Origin of the sequence: Aurantimonas litoralis (assembly GCF_026153195.1) — a bacterium.
Taxonomy (GTDB): domain Bacteria; phylum Pseudomonadota; class Alphaproteobacteria; order Rhizobiales; family Rhizobiaceae; genus Aurantimonas; species Aurantimonas coralicida.
The window spans coordinates 293,945-314,090 of sequence record NZ_JAPFBM010000002.1 but is presented as its reverse complement, the minus strand read 5'-3'; the positions used below and the strand labels follow the sequence as shown (position 1 = coordinate 314,090).

Here is a 20,146-nt window from a genome sequence, read left to right as displayed (position 1 = left end):
CTAGTCTGAGGGAAGGGCCGCCGGGTCGTTGCCTGGCGGGGTCAGAAGATTGACGACCGCATGAAGCGAGACCGTCAGGCAGAAGATCGGCACGATCAGCCAGAGCCAGAATTTGCGGATCCCGAGCGTGGTCGTCTGTTCCTCGTAGATGAAATTGAAGGTCGATGCGGAGAAGTCGGACAGCGAGAAGTCCGCTGCGACGAGGTTGATCGGGTCGAACCATTGGATGGTCACCCAGGCGAGGAAGATCGCGAAACCGAGGATCACGAGGTCGGCGAAGCGTTGCATGCCGGCGCGCCCGGCGTTGCCGAGCATGTCCGGCAGGATGGTGACCGCGACGCTGGTTCGGTAGTGGATCGCCGCGGAAGAGCCAAGGAAACTCATCCAGACCATCGCTGCGATCGCCGCTTCGTCGACCCAGTAGACCGACTGTCCGATACTACGGGTGATCACGTTGACGAGGATCAGGGCGGCGATAGCCAGGGCGAGAACGGCGGCCACCGCCATTTCCACCTGCGCCACCCGCGCGCTGAACGAGCGGACACGTTCCATGCATCTCTCCTCCGACAGGGACCGGGACAGGCGAGCGCCGGCGTCGTGAACCGCCCTCGGGTGCCCGTATGGCCCTGACGGTGTTACACGATCGCCCCGTTGCTCGCTCGCCGACGCGGCGCCCATGCAGCCGCGCCGGCTGGCGATGACGGCCTTTATTCGCTGGCGGCGACGGCGCGCAGTTCGTCGGTAAGGGGCTTCTGATCCGCCCAGATCTCTTCCCACTTCGCAACGACGCCCGGGAAGAAGCTCTGGTCCACGGGCTTCACCTCAATGCCCGTCGCGCGGATCTTCTCGATCATCTGGGGCTCCTGCTCCTCATATTGCTGGCGGACCCAGGCAAGCTGTTCGCGCATCGTCTCGCGCAGGCGCTGCTTCTCGTCGTCTGACAGGCTCGCCCAGACGCGGCCCGAGACCAGGCCGACCATCGGGAACATCGAATGGTTGGTCAGGAGCAGATGGTCGGCGCGTTCGTAGAACTTGAAGTTCAGGATCAGCTCCGGATCGATGTCCATCGCGTCGACCTGACCGTTGGCCAGAGCGTCGTAGACTTCCGGCAGCGGCATCGGCGTCGGTGCGATCCCGAGGATATTGTAGAAGTCGCGGAACGGCTTGAACGGCGTGATGCGCATCTTGCGGCCGGCGAGGTCGGAGATATCGTCGACCGGGAAGTTGGTCATGATCTGACGCATGGTGGCGATGCCGTAGTCGATTCCAACGACGCCCATCTCCTTGGGCAGCCGGCCGAGAAGGGCCTGCGCCGGTTCGCTGGCGAGCACCTTGTTCGCGCCGGCGACGTCCTCGACCAGGAAGGGCGCATAGAGCGCCCCGAAGTCGGGAACACGGTTGGTGACGTCGGCGATGGTCAGGAATGCCATGTCGAGGGCACCCGTCTGCAGCTGCTGGACCATCTGGCTCTCGTCGCCCAGCTGGCCGGCCGGAAAGACTGAGACACCGTCCTCGCCGCCGGAGCGTTCGGACAGCGCGTCGTTCATCCGCTGCGCAGCCTGATTCCATAGATGGCCCGCGGGAACGATCGTCCCGAGGCGGTAGTCCCGCGCCTCGGTGGGCGCGGTATGCGCGAGGACCGTCAAGGCAGTGACGGTTCCCACCAAGAACTTTCCGATTGAACGTTTCATGCTTTCCTCCCTGTTGATTGATTGTGCTCCAGCGCCCGGCGGCCTGGGCGCAATTCCTCCCGTCAGTGCATGACCGAGCCGCCGTCCACGACGACCGTCTGCCCGGTCATGAAGGCGCAGTCGTCTGAGGCCAGGAAAAGCAGAGGCCCGATCAGATCGTCGTTCTGCTGGTCCCGCTTGATTGCGCGGCTGGCGATGACCGGACCGCTCAGCGTTTCGCGCAGCTCGGTGTTAGCGACCACCTGTTCGCTCAGCACGAGACCAGGTGCGAGCACGTTCACGCAAATTCCGGTGTCGCCGAGCTCCCGGGCGAGGGCGCGGGAAAACGCCACGATCGCGCCCTTGGAAGCGACATAGTGCAGAAACCCGCTGGTCCCCTTGAACACGGTTCCCGAGGCGATCGTGATGATGCGTCCGTAGCCGTTCTTCTTCATGACGGGCGAGACGGCCTTGGCGCACAGGAAGGCGCCCCGGACGTTGACCGCCATCACGCGATCCCATTCCTCGACCGGGATCTCGTCGAAGGGTTTCATCTTCAGCGAGGCGTAGATCGCCGCATTGGCGACGAGAATGTCAACAGTGCCGAAAGCGTCGACCGTCGCATCGACCATCTGGCCGACGGATGCTTCGTCGCTGACATCCGCCTTCACGAAGCGAACGTCCAGCCCCTTCTGGCGCAGTCCCGCCGCCGTCCGCTCGCCGTCGACGATGTCGCTGATCATGACCCTGGCGCCTTCTTCGGCCAGGGCCTTAGCATAGGTCGCGCCGATTCCCTGGGCGGCGCCCGTGACAAGCGCCACCCGTCCGGCCAATCGTTGGTTCATCGAGGATTGTCTCCGCTGGTTCCGGCGCCGACGACGCCGACATTCTGATAGACGTGCTTGAGCTCGCAGAAATCGAGGAGCGCGTCGAAACCGTGCAATCGGCCGAGGCCGGAGCGCCGGTATCCGCCGGTCTCGGCCTCTGCAAAGAGCTTGTTGTGGTCGTTGATCCACACGGTGCCGTCGCGGAGCGCCCGCGCGACCCGCCAGGCGGCGTCGCCGCGATTGGTCCAGACCGAAGCCGACAGTCCGTAGACCGTGTCATTGGCCTTGGCGACCGCCTCGGGCTCGTCGGCGAAGGGCTCGATCACCAGCATCGGCCCGAAGATCTCTTCCTGGCAGAAGTCGGCCTTCGGATCGTGATGGGCAACGAGGGACGGCGTCAGGAACGCCGAACCTTGGGGAGCCGCGTCCGGAACCTCGTGGCGCAGAACGACTTCGTCGGCCGTGTCGAACACCGCGTCGATGCGCTGCTTGACGCGGTCGCGCGCGTCAGCGCCAATCAGCGGGCCCATTTGGGTGGCCGGGTCGAGACCGTTGCCGACCCTGATGGCGACCAGAGCGGCGGCCAAAGCGGCCTTGGCTTCCTCGAAGCGGCTTTCGTGGACGAGGACGCGTCGCGCTGCGGTGCATTGCTGCCCGGATATGATCGTCGCAGCCGCGGCCAGACGTGGCGCGATCGCCGCGACGTCGGCGTCTTCGAGGACGAGGCAGCAGTTCTTTCCGCCGAGTTCGAGGGAAAGCTTCTTCATCGTCGGCGCGGCGGCAGCCATGATGGCCTGGCCGACCTCGTTCGATCCGGTGAAGGAGATGACGTCGACATCTGGACTTTCGACCAGCGCCTGAGCCACCGCATGACCGCTTTCCGGCAGAACCGAGACGGCTCCCTCGGGAAGTTGCGGTAGCTCGAGCAGCGGGCGCAGGCAGTGCTCGGTGAAGGCGGCGGTCTGGGGGGCAGGCTTGACGACCGACGTACAGCCCGCCGCGATTGCCGGTGCCAGCGATCGGATGAGCAGCACGGCGGGCGCGTTCCACGGGACGATTATGCCTGCGACACCGGCCGGCTCACGCAGCATCACCGACACTTCGCCCGGTGCAACCTCCATCGCGTGGCCGGGATTGTGGCGGGCGAGCCCGGCATAGTAGCGGATCTCGCTGACGGCCGCGGCGATTTCGCCCCGCGCCGCGGCAAGCGGCTTGCCGTTCGTCAGGGTCAGCCAGCGGGCGGCGTCCTCGGCGGCAGTCTCGAGCCCCGCGGCCCAGGCGAGGAGAACATCCTGGCGCAGGCGCGGCGACTGCGCCCACTCTGACTGGTCAAAACACCGGCGCGCCGCCTCGATCGCCGCTTGTGTCTGCTCGGCCCCGGTATCTGAGACCCGGCCCAGGAGTTCGCCGGTCGCAGGGTTGACGGTGGCAAACGTGCGCGAGCCGGCGAGCATGCGTCGACCGATCCAGGCGTGAGCGAGCAGGTCAGTGGGCATGGCGCGGGATCTCCTGAAGGGCAGCACGGCCCGTGTGCGCGGGGAGGGTAGGGGCGGGAGAGCGCCGAAGCGTCGAGCTCGGCCCGGCGCATGGGGCTGGGGTACGGGGCCGGCCGGTCACTACATGATGTCGCCAAGGGCGACCGATGCATCGAGCGCCGCGTCGAGATCGATCTCTTCTTCGCCCGGCACCCGGATGCGGCGGAACCTGAATTCCGGTGCCGAGGCGGGCACCGTCGCGTCGAAACCGGTCTTGCAGCCGAGGCCGTTGTCGGTCGAGGGGTCGAGCTTCGAGCCCTGGCTGCCGGGGATCAGCACCAGGTCGCGATCGGCCTGGAAGCGGGTCGCGACGGCCCATTCGACCTCGGTCGGATCATGGATGTCGACATCCTCGTCGACCACGACCACATGCTTGATGTCGTAATGCGCCGCCAGCGCCGCCAGGATGACGTTCTTCGCCTCGCCGGCCTCGCGGCGTCTGAGTTTGGCGTAGAGGTGGTAGCGGCACACGCCGCCGCGGGACAGATGAACGTCGACGACGCCGGGATGGCTGCGCCGCATCGCCGCGAGGATCGTCGCTTCGCGCGGGATCCCGCCGAGGAGCAGATGCTCAAGGCCTCCGCCGACGATCGTGTGAAACAGCGGTTTCTCGCGGGTCGTCACCCGATCGACTTCGATGACGTGACGGTCGTCGCGCTCGCCGTAATATTGAGGAAACTCGCCGAACGGTCCTTCCGGCGCTCGCCTGTTCGCCATGAGACGTCCTTCGATGACGATCTCCGAACGGGCGGGAACCAGAAGCTCGGATCCTTTACAGCGGACGACTTCGAGCGGGGCGCCACAGAGAGCACCGGCGATGCCCAATTCGTCAAAATCGATGGGCACGATCGCCTGGCTCGCCAGAAGACAAGCCGGACTAGCGCCGATAACGATCGCGACGGGAAGATCTTCGCCCTCGGCCTCGGCGGCGTCGGTGAAGCTAAGCGTGTGGCGCGGCAGGAGCAGCGCGCCGAGCTCGCGCGGGCCGGAAAGCTGCAGCCGGTGGATGGCGACGTTCTGGGCCCCGGTGCGCGGATTGGCGGAGATGAGGAGCCCGGCGGTGATATAGGCGCCGCTGTCATGCTCGTTGTGGACCGGTATCGGCAGGATGTCGGTGAGATCGAAATCGTTTTCGTGGACGACTTCCTGGCACCGCGCATCCGCGATCTCGATCGGCGTGAGCGGGTGCTTCTCGGCATCGTGGAAGCGGTCGAGAAGTTCGTCCTCGGCGATGCCGAGCGCCTCGGCCATCCAGGCGCGCTGCGACAGGAGCCCGGATACGACGGATCCGGAATGGCCGGAGGGGTGGGGGAAGACCGTCGCGCGTTCGCCGTCATTGCGATTGGCGATGCCGGCCAGCGCAAACTGCAGGTTGGTTTCCCGCCGCGCGATAGCGAGCCGCCCCGTCTCCTCCAGCCGCTTCAGCCAGCTGCGCAGGTCGAGATAGGCTTGCCGAGCCTGTCGTTGATCGGGCCGTGACCCGTTGGCCGTCTGGTTCACCCTGGCTTCCTCCCTTGCCATCTTCGGAGGTTAAAGCGGTGGGAGGTATCATTGCCAACAATTTGATATGATGGCATCGATATCGATGCGCTATGGGAGGGCGCGCCGATGGACCTGCGACAGATGAGCTATTTCGTCGCGATGTACGAGGAAGGCTCGGTCACCCGCGCCGCGCAGAGGCTGAACATCGTGCAGCCCGCCGTCAGCGTGCAGTTGGCACGTCTCGAGGAAGCGATTGGACAAAAGCTATTCTACCGTACGCCCAAAGGCATGGTGCCGACCCATGCCGGCGAGAGCGCCTATCGCCGCTTTCTGCCGATATTGCGCGAAGTCGAGCAGGCGCGTCGCGCCCTGACGATCAGCGGGGAAGTGGTGAAAGGCCATGTCGCGGTTGGGGCCGTCTCCTCGGTCGCCAACAACGCCTTGTCCGAAACCTTGCGGATCTTTCACAGGCGCTATCCCGAAGTGACGCTTTACGCGACCGGCGGCTACACCACCGACCTGATCGAGATGCTGCGAACCGCTCAACTCGACCTGGTGATCGTCAATACGCCATCCCGCGGCGGCCGGGGGTACGACACGTTGCCGATCATCAATGAGGATCTGGCGCTGATCTGCGACAACGCCTATCCCCTACTGCCTCCGACGCTTCACCCTCGGGAGGTGGGCGAGCGCGATCTCGTCATTCCCTCGCATCGTCACGGGTTGCGGCTGATCATCGATGCCGCTTTCGCCGCTCATGACATCACGCTCGTCCCGCATATCGAATTCGACGAACTGAAGACCATCGAAGAGTTTCTGCCCGACAGCGGCTTTGCCACGATCCTACCGCCGATCGCCGTGCACCGCGCGCTAATGACCGGCCGGCTTCGCATGCACCCGATCGTGCCCTCCGTCCCCCGGCGGCTTGTCTGCCTTTCGAACACGGCGCGGCCGCTAGGGCCGGCGGCTCAGCTGTTCGTAGAGGAGTTGCGGGAACGGATGATCGAGGTCAGCGCCAAACTCGCGCAGGCCATCGCGTCGAGCCCATAGCGCTACGCTATCAAGGCGATTGCGGGAAACCGTTGGACCGTGATGACGCCCGCGTGGTCACCTCGATTTCGACTATCATGGGAAATGACGATGACCGACAGCGCAAAAGTGCCAACCCGAAGGCTTGTTATCGGCATTTCCGGCGCATCGGGGACGATCTACGGCATCCGACTGCTCGAACTCTTGCGCAAGACGCCCATCGAGACGCATCTCGTCATGTCGCGCTCGGCGGAGGTTACCGCAGCCTACGAGACCGACATGAAGATTGCGGCTATTCGAGCCCTTGCCGACGTGGCATGGCGGCAGGAAGACATCGCAGCCTCGATCTCGTCGGGTTCCTTTAGGACAATGGGGATGATCGTCGCGCCCTGCTCGATCCGTTCGATGTCGGAAATCTCCAGTGGAGTGACGTCGACGCTTTTGACCCGTGCGGCTGACGTTATGCTGAAGGAGAGGCGACGCCTGGTCCTGATGGTGCGGGAGACACCGCTTCATACCGGCCACCTGAGGACGATGACGCAGTTGTCGGAGATGGGCGCGATCATCGCCCCCCCGGTTCCCGCCTTCTATTCCAAGCCTCTGTCGTTAATGGACATGGTCGACCATACGATCGGCAGGGTTCTCGATCTTTTCGACATCGATCTTGGCACGGTACGGCGCTGGAAAGATACGGGAAATTGACGTAGCTCAGCGGCAAAGTTCCGCCAGCCGCGCCAGGTCGGGGTCGTCGGCCGCCATGGGCAGGACGCGGCGAAGATTGTTGAGGGCTGTGTCGACACCGGCCTCGGCCTCGGCCAACACGGCGCTAGCCGCCCAGCTTGCCAGGAGAGCGAGTTCCAGCCGCTCTGTCTCTATCTCTGCCGCCTGAATCTTTGCCCGGACGCTGTCGCGGTCCTTATGCGTCGGGCCCTCCTGCGGCATTGGCCAGCCTTTCATTGCGCGACGCGCACTGCGAAGTGGCATGACGACGGTTTCGTGCCATGCCGCGACTATCGCGGCGGGATCGTCCTGCGAGCCTAATTTCTGTCCGCGGGCCCCGAGCCAAAGGGCTAGGAAGAGAAGATTGACGTCGGCGCCGTAACGCTCCTGCTGAGCCAGGCAAAGCTGTGCGACACCGTTGCGGCGGTAGCGCTTCAATGTCCACTCCCAAAGCGGCAAGACGTCTTTCGAAGCGCTCATCGGGCGGCAATCCTGTTTGCAATGCGCGGCTTAGGCGCTTCCCCGCGATATAGCGGATCGCCCTCTACACGACGCGGCATATCGCGCTCGCAACCGCAAAGCAGATCATGGTGCCAGTTAGGGTCGCCGCACTGGCAGGTCATGCGTCCGATCGTACCGCTATGACGCATTACGCCCGACACCGAACGGGGTTTGCTGCGCATATAAACTGCGCATCCCCTGTACCGGGGCTCCTCGCACTCGTACGGCAGCCGCCCCGTTCCGTCCGCCAGTCGGATGGAAAATTTTGTGCGTGAACGTCGCAGTTCCGCGCTCGGTTATGGGATCGGCAAAGGCTCGATTGCGGCTGGGGGCGGCAGCTAAGCGCCCATCCCGGTCATTCACGGCGCACCTTCTAGTTTCCGGAAGCGGACACCAAGCCAGCCACGCGAAATTTTGCGTAACGGTGAAGGTGACCTCCTGTCATGCTAATGAACGTTTTTCGCTCGGTCCGCTTTGGGTAGTCTCCTTGCCGTCGGTCCTTTTTACGTGGTCTACGCATACTCAGAAGACGGCGAATTACCCAGTCTGCGAAAAGCACACTCAAAACGTACCGGCGAAAATGTGATTGACGAATCCGAGGGAGGCGACAACGGACCGTCAGCTGAACCGAACGTCCTTAATCGATGCAAGGAGCTCGCGATCTTGTCGCACCTTCGGACCAAGCTAGCGGAGTGGCTCATCTCGTCGGCGAAATGGCTGAAGAAACGACCGGACGAGGAAGGGCGCAAATCGAGGTTCGTCGATCTGGCTCCCACTGATCAGGCGGATGAGGCGGGCGTTTATTCTGGCGCTTTGATCGAGGCCACCGACAACCCGCGCGTCCTGAACATCGCCCTTACCGGTCCCTACGGGTCTGGTAAAAGTAGCATCATCAAGTCGTTCCTGAAGAGCTATGATAAGGATGTCCTACAGATCTCCTTGGCCGCTTTTTTGTCCGATGCCGCCCCCTCCATGGGCGAGGAGGGCCGGCAGGAGATCGAGCGGCGCACCCTGACGGTGAGCAGACAGGAGATCGAGCGGAGCATCCTCCAGCAGATGCTGTACGGTGCCGACGCGAACAGGCTGCCACTCTCGCGGTTCAAGCGGATCCAGTCGCCGGGCCGGTGGGCGTCCGTCGTCTCGCTGTTCACCGTCCTGGGTCTCGTCGCATGCTGGCAGCTGATCCAGAAGCGCGACGCGATTTTGTCGGGCGCGTATTTCCAGCCCTTCGGACTGGATAATCTGTTCAACCTGCTCGTCTTCGCGTTCGGAGGGGGCTTTCTCTGGCTGATCTTCCACCAGATCTACATCGCCAGCTTCGGCATCTCGCTGAAGAGCATCTCGCTTAAGGACATCGAGATCTCACCCAACGCGGTGACCGAGGAGTCGATACTCAACCGTCACCTCGACGAGATCATCTACTTCTTCCAATCGACGAGATACGACCTAGTCGTGATCGAGGACCTGGATAGGTTCAACAATTCGGAAATCTTCGTGACGTTGCGTGAGATAAACAGTCTCGTGAACGCGAACATCGGGGTGAGACGGAAGGTTCGCTTCCTCTACGCCATTCGGGACGACATCTTCGTCAGCACCGACCGGACCAAGTTCTTCGAGTTCATCATCCCAGTCATCCCGATCATCAACAGCTCTAACTCGATCGATAAGGTGCTCGAGCAGGGGAAGCGCCTCTCTATCGACGGCAGGTTGGACAAGCAGTTTGTGCGGGAAGTGTCCAGGTATCTCAACGACCTCAGGCTCATCCAGAACATCTTCAACGAGTACGCCATATACGTCGCGAACCTCGAGCCGGAGGGCGAAACCAACCTCGACGCGACTAGGCTGCTTGCCGTCCTGATCTATAAGAACGTGTTCCCGAGCGACTTCGAGAAGCTCCACCGTGGACGGGGCGACCTGGCGGAGATCCTGCATGGTCACGAGAGGTATATCGCGAGTAGCGAGGCCAGCCTAATCGCCGAGATCGTCCGTCTTGAGGCGATCGTGGAGGCCAACGATAGCCAGCTGCCCGAGGATATGGCTGAGCTACGCGCCATCTACGCGATGGCGCTTATCGGAATCATCCCTGAAGGCACCACCCACGTCGGAGCCAATCAGAACAGCCAGATTCCGGTGACGGGGCTGCTGAAGAGCGAGAGCCTGGATGCGCTTCTGGCCTCGGATTATGTTTTCGTCAGCGGTCCCCATTATGGGCGTCAGCGCATATCGCTTAGCGGTCTTTCGGAGAAGCTGAAAAGTGGGGCAACGTTCGCGCAGCGCGCGTCTCTAGTCGAGGGCAGGTCCGCCGCCGCCAGGGAGAGCATCACCAGGACGATCGCCGAGCTCAGAGCGAAGCTATCGCGCGTGCGGATGATGAAGTTCAACGAGATCCTCCGGGAGAGCTCGGAACTGCTCGTCGATATGTTCGGAGCGTTCGGAGACAATGCCGATCTAGCGCGCTTTCTGGTGCTTGAGGGCTACCTCGACGACACCTACTACCAATACACCTCGCTTTTCCACTCTGGCCGGCTCTCGCCGAGCGACAACAAGTTCCTGATCCGGATACGCGGCTTCAGCAATCCCGATCCGAACTTCCAGATCGATAACGCCCGAGAGGTAATCCTCGCGATGCGCGACGAGGACTTCGGGCGGACCTACGCCCTCAACGTCAGGATCGTGGATTCCCTGCTCGCCGATCCGCCCTCCTACGCTTCCCAAACGTCACGCCTCATCGGCTTCATCGCGTCCGACTTCGACGAGTGCGAGGAGTTCCTCGCCGCCTACTACGCGAGCGGCAAGGAGGTCACGACGCTGCTGTCCAGGCTGGCGTCTGGCTGGCAAGGTTTTGTGCAGGGCGTTTTAGCCAGTTCGGCCGCTCAGACCCACGTGGCCAGGATTCTGAGCCACCTGCCAGTAAGGCAGTTGGAGACACTCGCCGAAGGTCATCCCGAGCTCAAAGACTTCTTGGCGTCGGACCTATCCGCGATCCTCGCGCTCGGAATCGACATCGCTCCCGAGCGTCTACGGTCGCTCAACTTTGAGGTCGCCGACCTGTCCACGCTGGAATCCCATCCCGGGTTCGTCCGAATGCTCTACGAACGGAGGCTCTACGAGCTTTCCGTCAGCAACTTAGAGTTCGTGTTCGAGGCCGTTCTCGGCATCAAGGGCGACGGACGGTTGCGTGAACGGAACTACACCCTCGTCCTCGAAGCGGGAGGCGAACCGCTGCTGTCGAAGGTCGAGCGCCAGTTCGGCGAATATCTGAAGCACGTGCTGCTCCAGTTGCCGGATAACCGATCTGAAGGCGTCCCCGCGATACTGCGCATTCTAGCCCGTACGGATGTAGATCGCGACCTCATCCTCCGCTTCCTCGAACGTCAGACGATCCTTCTCCCCGAGATGGAGCAGGTCCCATCGAACTATCACGCCGCGCTGGTCGAGATGGGGAAGATCGAGCCGACGTGGGACAACTGCGTCTTCTTCATCGGACAGGAGACATTCGACGCGGACATCCTAACGGACTTCCTCGACCGGCCGCATACGGTAGCGGCGCTTGGCCGCCATGGGCTTCCCGGCGGAGACGCCGCGTTCCCTCTGCGCAAGTTCATCGTCGAGAACAATGCGCTGAGCGATAGAGCTTACGAAGCCTACTTGGAGGTCCTGCCAACCCGCTTCAAGTCGTTCCCGGAAAGCCTCGACGAGGAAAAGCGCCAGTCTTTGGTCAAGTTCAACCGCGTAACCTTCTCGGCTGGTGCCCTAGCGCAGCTTGAAGACGACGTCTCGCTGGCGGCCGCCTTTGTGACCGGCAACATCGACGAGTTGTTCAGGCTCGAGGACGAGTTGGATGTAAGCGAGGAACTGAAGGAGCGGCTCCTCGGCGCCGACATCGCGGATGACAGCTTCCTGAGGATCATTCGCTCGATGGATCTATCCGTGCTGCACGACATGCCCTCGCGGGCCGCTCTCGTCGGCCGCATCCTCGCCCGCACGGGCGTCGTCGTTGAGAACCTGGACGCGGAGGAAATGCACGCGGTCATACTGCATTCCCGCCCCCTCGAGACGCAGATCTCGCTCTTCAACATGCTTCAGGATCGTCTGGAGGATGCGAAGGTAAGGGACTTGTTGGCATTGCTTCCAGATCCGATGCCCGAAATCCGACCGGGCTGGGCGACACCCAGGATTGAGGATAGCGAGGTCAATCGCGCATTCGCTTCGTGGCTGCAGGATCGAAAGTTCATCTCATCTTGGAAGCAGGGCGGCTTTTTCGACGACGACATACGCCTTAACATGTTCCGGAAGTAGCTTCGCAGATTGGTTGGGTTGGCTCGGCCGTGCCCGCCATCGCTTCAATCTCCCCGCCATGCCCGATCAATCCCGCAGCGACGAGGCTGTGATTTTTAGCGGACATAGTGCCGCAGGAATTTCTGGACGAACGGCTGATTACGAAGAGAATTGCTCGGAAGCGGCTGAGCCGTAATCCCCCAATCGTGTTAATCGCGATGCACAACCAGACGTCAGCTTTCGGCATCGGCGCGCGATTGACTGAATGACCGAGATTAAGGCGCGAAGCTGCCGCGTCCCACTTTCCTGCGTGTAATCGCTTGGTCCGCTTGAGATATACTCAAAGCGGACCGCCGGGCAGTCAGGCGATTTGCTGCCGTTCGGTCTATGAGCGGAATGGCAGCGATCGTTTTTGTATGTCCAAGGGCTGCCTGTCCGCTTTCGGCCCATCGACGCCGCTGGAAATTCTTTCTGGTTTGGGTGGAAGAACGAACCCGCTTCCGCGGGATGGGCGGCGGCTTCGTTGTTGGGACTGACGCGAGCGCCTTGCGCTGATTGAGCGTTGCCCGGTGCGGGCGGACGATCCTGGCTCCTTCACCCGAACGGAGCCTTCCCATGAACACCCTGCCTGTTCCCGCAGCGTCGGTCAGCCCGCTGCGCCAGCGCCTGATCGCCGAGATGTCGATGCGCCGCTTCTCGATGGAGACGCAGCGCAACTATCTGCGCGACGTCGGGCGCCTTGCCTCGTTTCTCGGGCGCTCGCCCGATACGGCTAGCGCCGAGGATCTGCGCCGCTTCCAGATTGCTCTCCAAAAGGCTGGTCTCGGTGTGCCGACGATGAACGCCATCGTTTCGGCGCTGCGCTTCTTCTTTATCCAGACGATCGACCGTCCCGATCTCGCCCGCAAGCTGGTGCACCTGCGCTATCCCCGCAGCCTACCCAATGTTTTCAGCCCCGACGAGGTGCGCCGTCTGCTCGGCGCCACCGTCTGCCTGAAGCATCTGGCGGCGCTCTCGGTCGCTTACGGCGCGGGCTTGCGCGCCTCCGAGGTGGCGAGCCTGAAGGTCGGCGACGTCGACTCCACCCGGATGCTGCTGCGCGTCGAGCGTGGCAAGGGCGGGCGCGATCGCAACGCCATCCTCTCGGCCGATCTCCTGGCCTTGCTACGCGAGTGGTGGGTCGAGGGGCACCGGCAGGGCATCCTTCACCGTGAGGGCTGGCTGTTTCCCGGCCAGAGCTGGGATCAGCCGATCTCGACCCGCCAGATCCATCGTGTCGTGGTCGAGGCGGCGCGGGCGGCCGATATCCCCAAGCGCGTCGGGCCGCACACTGACCGTGCCCGGAAGCGGACCAGGAACATTAACGGTCTTACCTGGCTTGTGCGGGAAGCCGGCTGTCGGAACACCTGCAGCAAGGTGACGGCCGCGCGGAGACGTGGTGATCACTGGCCCCGAATGCGGATAGCGATCGTTCAGCGATCTAAGGTAACAAGGGAAGCAACATGCTTAACCAGATTGAACGGGGCACGGGCCGCAAGCTGCTACTAGTCCACGGCCTCGGCGGAAGTTGGCAATCGTGGAGCACGATCCTGGATGCACTTAGCGTCAATCGAACGGTGATCGCGATTGACCTCCCGGGGCATGGGGCCACCCCTGCGGAGCACGACAGCGGGACTTTCGACGGTCTTGTCAGCAGCGTCGAGCGCTATATTGCGGACAACGGACTGGCAGGGATCGACGTTGTCGGCAGCTCGATGGGCGCGCGGATCGTGCTCGAACTCGCTCGACGCGGCAATGTCGGCAACGTGGTTGCGCTCGATCCGGGCGGCTTCTGGCGGGGGTGGGAACGAACCTTCTTCAAGATCACCATAGGAGTTTCCGGGCGATTGCTCCGGGCATTCCGGCCCGGCCTGCCAATGCTGAGCAAGAATGCGGCGTCACGCACTGCGCTGCTAGCACAACTATCCGCGCATCCTTGGGCGCTCGATCCGGAGGTAGTTGCGACGGAATTGGCGAGTTTCAGCACCACATCGACATTCCACTCACTGGTCCGTGACCTTGCGAGCGGTCCCGAGCAGACCGGTCCTGCCGCCGATGCCACCGGTCGGATCGTGATTGGGTGGGGCCGGCATGATCGTTTATGTCTGTCAAGGCAGGCGGCGCGGGCAAAAGCCGCTTTTCCTTCCGCCGATCTGCATTGGTTCGAATCCAGCGGCCACTTTCCCATGTGGGACATGCCGGAAGAAACTGTCGCCGTCATTATTGCCGCGACTCAATGATGTCTCACCGCAATGCCGCCGGTGTGAGAGTTGAACGAACGACAGGTTTCGGGCGGGGACAGAAGCATTCCGAACGGCGACAATTGGGTCGTGAGCGGCACGACAGCTATCGGCCATACCGTCCAGAAAGTTGCCGGTCCGCTTTCGGCGCCCTTCGGCCTTTCCTCGACTGGGCGCTTCTGCCCTTTTTTGGGATCAGTTTTCGTGGAACCGCATCCCTTGCTCTTGGGGCGAATTGGGGCGAAATGCGCTGATGCGCGAAATTCCTCCCTTGCGGGCCATCCAGGCGTTTGAATCAGCAGCCCGTCTCGGCTCGTTCCAGGGTGCGGCCGAGGAACTGCGGGTGACACCCTCGGCGATCAGTCACCAGATCCGCGCACTCGAGAAGGAGGTCGGCGACGATCTCTTCCACCGCACCAACCGTCGTATCGTCCTGACCGATGTCGGCCGGCGATACGCCGCCGAAGTGGGGGAAGCCTTCGGACAGCTCGAAGCTGCTACACGGGACCTTACCCGTCGCGGCAAACGGGATATCCTGACCATCCATTCGGTGCCAAGCCTTGCCACCCAGTGGCTGATGCCGCGGATCATGCGGTTCAATGCGCAGGCACCGGTCCTCGACGTTCGGCTGAACGCGTCCAGCGAGCCTGTGGACCTGTCGCACGGCGCCGTCGATCTGGACATTCGCTACGGCACCGTGGTGCCGGCGGCAGGCCTGGCGATCGAACCGCTGCCGCGCGAACCCATCGTCGCGGTCTGTGCGCCATCACTGCTGGAGGGGCCGAACGGCATCCGCGAACCGGCAGATCTTGTCCGTCATTCGTTGATCCATTCGGAGGTCAATCTCTATCGCTGGAATGATTGGGCCCGCGACAATGACGTCGACCTCGATCTCGAGCGCGGATCGCGGTTCGACCGCTCGTTTCTTTCGATCAGTGCTGCCCTGGATGGCCTCGGCGTCTGCCTCGAGAGCCGCCTCCTCGTTGACCGCGAGATTGCCGCAGGCCGACTGGTGCTGCCCTTCGGTGATGCCGGCCCCCGTCTGACGTGCCATAGCCTCGTCTATCTGCGTTCGCGAGCCCGCATCGAAAAGATCGCGGCGTTCCGCAAATGGCTCTTCGCCGAAGTGGGGGCGGGGTAGGGAACCACAGGCATCGTCATCGAACGGCGGATGTCGGCAGGCTCTGATGGATCAGGGCCAGCGACGTGGCGATGGCCTGTTCGATCGTCTCCAGCGCCACGGGTGCGGCCTGCCGTATCGGCTGGGCGTCGGGTCCGCGGTGCAGCCGCAGGGGAAGTTCCAGGCTGACCGGCAGGTGACGATGGCGTGCGAGCGCGGCGAACAGGCGCGGCATGTCGATGTCTCCCCGACCGAGCGGCTGAAAGAACCAGCCTTCGGCGGTGCGTCGGACATCCTTCAGGTGCATATGCGCGCTGGCGGGCAGCGCGGCGATGGCATCGGTGGTGGCGTTCACGGTCGGGCGGTGCGAGGCGGTGTTGGCCGCATCGTAGTTCAGTCGGAGACGGGGCGAGGCGAAGCGCTCGACCATGGCCACGCCGTCGGCGGCCAGGTTGAACAGATTGTCGCTTCCGTCGCCGGGATTCTCGAGCGCGATGATCAGGTCGCGCTCTTCGGCCAATGGCAGCAATGCTGCGAGATTTTCCTCGAAGGCGGCCGAATGTTGCCGCCGGGCGGCATTGGTGAGGATGATCGAGGCGCCAATGTCCCGGGCGAACCCCATCCGGCCAGCGAAGACATCGACGGCATCGGTGTTGCCAAGATCGATATGCGAGGACATGACAAGGCAACCCAGCCCGCTGGCCTCGATGGCGCGACGATATCTGTCGGCTTCGGCCGGAGCAAAGGCGGTTTCGTCGAAGGGTTCGGTGTAACCGACGATGAAAGCCGGTTCCACATGGGTCGCTCCACATGCCGCAAGGCTGTCGAGCACGACCGGTAGCGGGTGGCCGTCATAGGGTGCGGTGGACACCGAGACAGTGCGGGCGCTCATGCGTGGCCCCCGGAGCTGCCGGCCACGACTGCGAGACCGGCGCGCCTCGATCTCTCATGGAATGTTGCTGGATGGACCATGGAATCACCTTTCGCCTGAACAGAATTCCTCCATGCCCATCCAGCCGGCCGGCGACAAATGTATTGGCGCCGACCTTAGATGATGTCAGCTCATCTGTCCGGATGAATCCAGGGCTCGCTCATCGCTGGATGAAGGGATTGGCCGGGGGTGTGTCGGACGTCGAAATCCAGACGCTCTTGGTCTCCAGGAACTCGTCGATCGCGTGCAGGCCGCTTTCGCGCCCGAGACCGGAGCTCTTGATGCCGCCGAACGGCACCATGTAGCTGACGGCGCGATAGGTGTTCACCCAGACCATGCCAGCCTTCAGGGCCTTGGTCATCCGGACCGCACGACCGATGTCCTTCGTCCAGACGCCGGCGGCCAGACCGTAGATCACGTCGTTTCCGATCCGGACCGCATCGGCCTCGTCGTCGAAGCCGATCACCGAGAGCACCGGGCCGAAGACCTCTTCCTGCGCGATCCGCATGTCGTTGGTCACGTCAACGAAGATCGTCGGCTCCACGAAGAGCCCCTGGTCGAGATCCGGACCGCAAGCCCGCTGGCCGCCCAGCACGCAACGCGCGCCTTCGGCCCGCGCCACGTCGATGTAGTCCATGATCTTCTGGTACTGGGGCGGTGTGGTCACCGGACCGATGTTGACGTCCGGCAGCATCGGGTTGCCGATCACGGCGGTCCGGCCCATGGCGACCAGCTTGTCCACCAGCTGGTCGCGGATCGAATTCTGCACCAGCAACCGCGATCCGGCGATGCAGGTCTGGCCGGTCGCCGCGAAGATGCCCGAGACCACGCCCGCAGCCGCCGCGTCGAGATCCGCATCGTCGAAGACGATGTTCGGCGACTTGCCGCCAAGTTCCAGCGACACCCGCTTCAGCCCCTTGGCGGCGGACTGATAGACTGCCCGTCCCGTGGTGTCGGAGCCGGTGAAGGTGATCTTGGCGACGTCGGGATGCTCGACCAGTCGCGCCCCGGTTTCCGCGCCGAAGCCCGTGACGACGTTGAAGACGCCATCGGGGAAGCCGGCCTGCCTCGTCAGTTCCATGAATTCGAGGGTGCTGGCGGAGGTGAATTCGGACGGCTTGATGACCACCGTGCAGCCGGCGGCGATCGCCGGTGCGCATTTCCAGGCGATGAAGAGCAGCGGCGAGTTCCAGGCCGTCAGCGCGGCAACCACACCCACGGGTTCCTGCGTCGTGTAGGTCAGGAGATCGGGCTTGTCGACCGGGATCACCGAGCCCTCGATCTTGTCGGCGAGGCCGCCGAAATAGTACCACCACTCAGGGTGATAACGGACCTGGCCAGCCATTTCGGCAAGGAGCTTGCCGTTGTCGCGCACCTCGGTTTCGGCGAGCCGGTCGGCATTGGCGGCGACAAGATCGCCCAGCCGCCGCATCAGCTTGCCGCGGTGCGAGGCGGACATCGTCGCCCAGGGGCCGTCCTCCAGAGCCCGTTTTGCTGCCTTCACCGCACGGTCGACGTCATCTGCGCCGCCCCGCGGAATCCGGGCCCATGTCTCGCCGGTATAGGGATTGATGGTGTCGAACCATTCGCCGCCAGCCGGGTCGCAATACTGACCGTCGATGAAGAGCTGATATGTCTGCGTCATGCCGTTGCCCTGCGCTCTGTGGTGTTCGGCTGCTTGCTGTCCTTGACGCAGCCGGCTGTGGCCGTCCGCCAGGCGGCGCTGTCGAGAGGCTTGTCCCGCCAGTCGGCGAGGAGCCCGGCAGCGTCGAGGAGGCCGGCTGGGTCGACGCCGGTGGCGACATCCATCGCATGCAGCATCGCCACCACGTCCTCTGTGGCCGAATTGCCGGTCGCGCCCGGCGCGTAGGGACAACCGCCGAGGCCCCCGACCGCCGCGTCGAAGGACCGGATGCCGGCCTGCAGTCCGGCCAGCGTGTTGGCCAGCGCCTGGCCGCGCGTGTCGTGCAGATGCAGCTCGAACTCGGTGTCCGGGAACCGGTTCAGCATCAGCGTCGACAGGGCATGGACCTGCTTGGGATTGGCAACGCCGATCGTGTCGCAAAGGCCGATGCGTGGCGCTCCGGCCTCGACGAAGCGGCTGGCGATCTCGGCCACATGCTCCGGCGCGACGGCGCCGTCGAAGGGGCAGCCGAACACCACCGACAGGGAGACGCGGGTCTTCAGGCCGGCCTGCCGGGCCTCGGCCTCCAGCTCCAGCAATTCGGTGACCGAGGCTTCGGTGGTGCGGTTGAGATTGGCGGTGTTGTGGGCATCGGTCACCGAGACCACCAGCGTCACACCCTTGGCCCCGGCGGCCATCGCCCGGTCGAGACCGCGGCGGTTGGGGATCAGCGCGAAGGGCGTGATCGGCAGGTCGGCGACGGCGCGCGTCACCTCTTCCGCATCTGCGAGGTTCGGGATCCATTTGGGATGGGTGAAGGAGGTGACCTCGATCTCGGTCAGTCCCGCTGCGGCGAGGCGGCGCACGAGTTCGATCTTCTGGTCGGTCGGCAGGTATTTCGGCTCGTTCTGGAGGCCGTCACGCGGACCCACCTCGACGATGCGCACCTTCGCGGACAGGTTCATATTCATGGGCGAAACGCTCCTTGGAGAATGCTGACGAGACCATCCTGGGTGACATCCCGCGGATTGGGCCGGATCTGTCGTTCGTTGGTCATCCCATCGCGTGCCAAGGCGGCGATCGCGTCGCGAGGGATGGCGAGATCGTCGAGATGGGCCGGAATGCCGATATCCCTGGACAGCGCCTCGACGGCAACAACGGCGCGCTCGGCCCCTTCGCGATGCGAGAGGTGGTCGACCCTCTCGCCCATGGCCACGGCGATCTCCCGGTAGCGCGACACCGCGCTGACCAGATTCCAGCGCATGACATGCGGCAGCAGCACCGAATTGGCGACGCCGTGCGGAATGTTGAACTGGCCGCCGAGCGGCATGGCGAGGCCATGCACCATGCCGGTGGCCGCGCTGCCGAAGGCGAGGCCGGCGTAGAGGCTGGCGGTCAGCATCGTTTCGCGGGCCGCGAGGTCGGCGCCGTTGTGCACGGCGGTTCTCAGGGATCCGGCGATCATCGCGATTGCGGACAGGGCGAAATGATCCGTCAGCGGCTGGGCGAAGCGGGAGACATAGGCCTCGATCGCATGGGTCAGGGCATCCATGCCCGTGGCCGCGGTCACGGCGGAAGGCAGACCCACGGTCAGTTCCGGATCGAGGATGGCGACATCTGCGAGCAGATGACGGCTGACGATACCCTTCTTGGTCTGCTCGGCCTTCAGGCTGAGAACAGCGACATTCGTCACCTCGCTTCCGGTGCCGGCCGTGGTGGGGATCAGGATCTTGGCGACGCCCGGGTTGGGCACCTTGTCGATCCCCAGATAGTCCCGCACCTCTCCCGGATTGTTCACCATTGCCGCCGCGCATTTGGCGACGTCGAGGGCACTGCCGCCGCCAAGTCCGATGACGAGGTCGCAGCCCGAACGCCGTGCGTAATCGGCGCAGGCGGTCACGGTCTCGATGCTCGGATCCGGCTCGACGTCGGTGAAGGTCTCGACAGCATAGGCGCTCAGCAATTGCTGCACCGTACCGGCGATACCAACCCGAACCAGCCCCGGATCGGTCACCAGCAGGATTTTCGTCCCGCGCAGCCTGTCCACTTCCGCGGCCACAGCCGCGATCTGGCCGCGGCCATGCACGATGCGTTCGATGGCACCGAAGGCCGTGGCACTCGCCATACTCATGATCGTTCCTACTGCTGAG

General features: G+C 63.6%; 16 protein-coding genes. 6 read left to right on the top strand and 10 right to left on the bottom strand.

Annotated elements, in window-relative coordinates:
* The 5 genes from N7I30_RS06340 to N7I30_RS06320 form a co-directional block, all read right to left on the bottom strand.
* Nucleotides 1-552: a TRAP transporter small permease gene (locus tag N7I30_RS06340; protein WP_187392703.1), complete on the bottom strand. Its 552-nt coding sequence runs from the start codon at nt 550-552 to the stop codon at nt 1-3.
* Nucleotides 553-707: 155 nt separating this feature from the next.
* Nucleotides 708-1,691, bottom strand: a complete 984-nt coding sequence (locus N7I30_RS06335) for a TRAP transporter substrate-binding protein (protein ID WP_187392702.1) — start codon at nt 1,689-1,691, stop codon at nt 708-710.
* Nucleotides 1,692-1,753: 62 nt separating this feature from the next.
* Entirely contained in the window at nt 1,754-2,515 is a 762-nt protein-coding gene (locus tag N7I30_RS06330) for an SDR family NAD(P)-dependent oxidoreductase (protein ID WP_187392701.1), read from the bottom strand.
* On the bottom strand, nt 2,512-3,993 hold the full coding sequence (locus tag N7I30_RS06325) for an aldehyde dehydrogenase family protein (protein WP_498637518.1): 1,482 nt from the start codon (nt 3,991-3,993) through the stop codon (nt 2,512-2,514). Before N7I30_RS06325 ends, N7I30_RS06330 begins: the two co-directional genes overlap by 4 nt.
* A gap of 120 nt (nt 3,994-4,113) precedes the next feature.
* Nucleotides 4,114-5,532, bottom strand: coding sequence for a UbiD family decarboxylase (locus N7I30_RS06320; RefSeq protein ID WP_348646344.1), 1,419 nt, complete (start codon nt 5,530-5,532; stop codon nt 4,114-4,116).
* Between the two features lie 123 nt (nt 5,533-5,655).
* On the opposite strand from N7I30_RS06320, the gene N7I30_RS06315 reads away from it, so the two are divergent.
* Nucleotides 5,656-6,564 carry a LysR family transcriptional regulator gene (locus tag N7I30_RS06315; RefSeq protein ID WP_210315459.1) on the top strand — a complete coding sequence of 303 codons (909 nt, stop codon included), beginning with the start codon at nt 5,656-5,658 and terminating at the stop codon, nt 6,562-6,564.
* A 90-nt stretch (nt 6,565-6,654) separates the two neighbouring features.
* Complete coding sequence (locus N7I30_RS06310; RefSeq protein ID WP_187392697.1) at nt 6,655-7,245, top strand: UbiX family flavin prenyltransferase; 591 nt, start codon at nt 6,655-6,657, stop codon at nt 7,243-7,245.
* 6 nt (nt 7,246-7,251) lie between these two features.
* On the opposite strand, the gene N7I30_RS06305 is transcribed toward N7I30_RS06310, so the two are convergent.
* Nucleotides 7,252-7,743, bottom strand: a complete 492-nt coding sequence (locus N7I30_RS06305) for a TIGR02444 family protein (protein ID WP_498637515.1) — start codon at nt 7,741-7,743, stop codon at nt 7,252-7,254.
* A gap of 684 nt (nt 7,744-8,427) precedes the next feature.
* On the opposite strand from N7I30_RS06305, the gene N7I30_RS06300 reads away from it, so the two are divergent.
* The 4 genes from N7I30_RS06300 (at nt 8,428) to gcvA (ending at nt 15,462) form a co-directional block, all read left to right on the top strand.
* A complete protein-coding gene (locus N7I30_RS06300) occupies nt 8,428-12,063 on the top strand; it encodes a YobI family P-loop NTPase (protein ID WP_498637833.1) in 3,636 nt (1,211 codons plus the stop codon).
* Between the two features lie 594 nt (nt 12,064-12,657).
* The gene (locus tag N7I30_RS06295; RefSeq protein ID WP_498637513.1) at nt 12,658-13,590 is read left to right on the top strand and encodes a tyrosine-type recombinase/integrase; all 933 of its coding nucleotides are present in this window, start codon (nt 12,658-12,660) and stop codon (nt 13,588-13,590) included.
* Complete coding sequence (locus N7I30_RS06290) at nt 13,545-14,321, top strand: alpha/beta fold hydrolase (RefSeq protein WP_498637511.1); 777 nt, start codon at nt 13,545-13,547, stop codon at nt 14,319-14,321. Before N7I30_RS06295 ends, N7I30_RS06290 begins: the two co-directional genes overlap by 46 nt.
* 235 nt (nt 14,322-14,556) lie before the next feature.
* Nucleotides 14,557-15,462, top strand: a complete 906-nt coding sequence (gene gcvA, locus N7I30_RS06285; RefSeq protein WP_498637509.1) for a transcriptional regulator GcvA — start codon at nt 14,557-14,559, stop codon at nt 15,460-15,462.
* A 16-nt stretch (nt 15,463-15,478) separates the two neighbouring features.
* Here gcvA and N7I30_RS06280 read toward each other — a convergent pair whose 3' ends face one another.
* The 4 genes from N7I30_RS06280 to N7I30_RS06265 all read right to left on the bottom strand — a co-directional run bounded on the left by N7I30_RS06280 (nt 15,479) and on the right by N7I30_RS06265 (nt 20,127).
* Nucleotides 15,479-16,273: a sugar phosphate isomerase/epimerase family protein gene (locus tag N7I30_RS06280; protein WP_498637507.1), complete on the bottom strand. Its 795-nt coding sequence runs from the start codon at nt 16,271-16,273 to the stop codon at nt 15,479-15,481.
* 259 nt (nt 16,274-16,532) lie between these two features.
* Entirely contained in the window at nt 16,533-18,017 is a 1,485-nt protein-coding gene (locus N7I30_RS06275; protein ID WP_475362445.1) for an aldehyde dehydrogenase, read from the bottom strand.
* On the bottom strand, nt 18,014-18,967 hold the full coding sequence (locus tag N7I30_RS06270; protein WP_498637505.1) for a hydroxymethylglutaryl-CoA lyase: 954 nt from the start codon (nt 18,965-18,967) through the stop codon (nt 18,014-18,016). The genes N7I30_RS06275 and N7I30_RS06270 overlap by 4 nt, the downstream gene beginning before the upstream one ends.
* The gene (locus tag N7I30_RS06265; protein ID WP_498637503.1) at nt 18,964-20,127 is read right to left on the bottom strand and encodes an iron-containing alcohol dehydrogenase; all 1,164 of its coding nucleotides are present in this window, start codon (nt 20,125-20,127) and stop codon (nt 18,964-18,966) included. The genes N7I30_RS06270 and N7I30_RS06265 overlap by 4 nt, the downstream gene beginning before the upstream one ends.
* Nucleotides 20,128-20,146: the final 19 nt, after the last annotated feature.